1 protein-coding gene and 1 pseudogene are annotated in these 1,039 nt (G+C 71.7%); both read left to right on the top strand.

Features of this window, described 5'->3' with window-relative positions; all coding sequences use genetic code 11:
- Nucleotides 1-811, top strand: an 811-nt coding sequence (locus tag ACE3OU_RS16515; RefSeq protein WP_374242648.1) for an EAL domain-containing protein, incomplete at its 5' end; no start/stop codon positions are given.
- Nucleotides 812-887: 76 nt separating this feature from the next.
- A pseudogene (locus ACE3OU_RS16510) lies at nucleotides 888-1,039 on the top strand (IS5/IS1182 family transposase); the annotation flags it as partial.

The following is a 1,039-nucleotide window of genomic DNA, read 5'->3' as shown; positions in this document are numbered from 1 at the left end:
CTCGGCCTTGATGCGGGCCGAGTCGACGGGGGCGCTGGTGGTCGAGACCGACCGCGCGCCCGAGGCGCAAGCCGTCCACGGCGAGGGTGCCTGGCGGGCGTTGCTGGAGAACGCCCTCGCACGCCAGCAGTTCCAGTTGATCGACTACCCGGTACTGGCCGCCGACGGCCGTCTCGTGCATCGGGAGTGCATGTTGCGCCTTGCCCAGGGCGACGGGGCAGCGGTGCTGACCGCGGGGCAGTTCATGCCGGCGGCGGTGCGGGTGGGCCTCGCGTCCGCCTGCGACCTCGAGGCCGTCCGCCTGGGGCTGGGACGCCTGGCCACGACGGCCGACCCGATCGCGATCAACCTTGCACCCCGCTCGTTGACCGAGCCGGGCTTCCTCGAGCGGCTGGATGTGCTGCTGGCGGGGGCGGGGGTCGCCGCGGCGCGGGTGTCGGTGGAGGTGAGCGAGCGCGGGCTGGACGCCCAGCTGGCCGGCCTCGAGGGGCTCGCCGAGGTGCTGGCCCGGCATGGCGCGCAGCTGGGCATCGAACACTTCGGGCGCCAGCTGGCGGCGCTGCCGCGCCTGTATGCGCTGCGCCTGGCCTATCTCAAGCTGGACGGGAGCTTCGTGGCGGGCCTCGAGGACAACCCGGGGCATCAGCGCCTGGTGAAGGCGATCGTCGACCTGGCCCGCGGGCTGGGGGTGGTCGTGTATGCGGAGCAGGTGCACAGCGCGGCCGAGTGGGCGGCGGCACTGGGCTTGGGCGTGGCGGGGATGACGGGGCCGGAGGCGTCCCGCCGCCTCGAGGCCGGCAGCGGGGGCTGACCGGCCCGACACGCTCCGCCGCTGACAAAGCCCCAAGCCCCCACCCGTCGGGAGTTTCGTTTTTTATAATGGCAGCATGCTCAAGCCTGCCGCCGCCACCTCTCAGACCGAACTGGAGATGGTGACGCTGGACCAACTGGTTCCGCGTGATCACCTGCTCCGGCTGATCGACACCCACATCCGCTTCGACTTCATCCGCGAGAAGACCGAAGGGCTCTACTGTGCCAA

Origin of the sequence: Zoogloea sp. (assembly GCF_041908905.1) — a bacterium.
Classification (GTDB): Bacteria; Pseudomonadota; Gammaproteobacteria; order Burkholderiales; family Rhodocyclaceae; genus Zoogloea.
The sequence above is the reverse complement of the archived record's forward strand: the minus strand, read 5'-3'. Positions and strand labels throughout refer to the sequence as shown.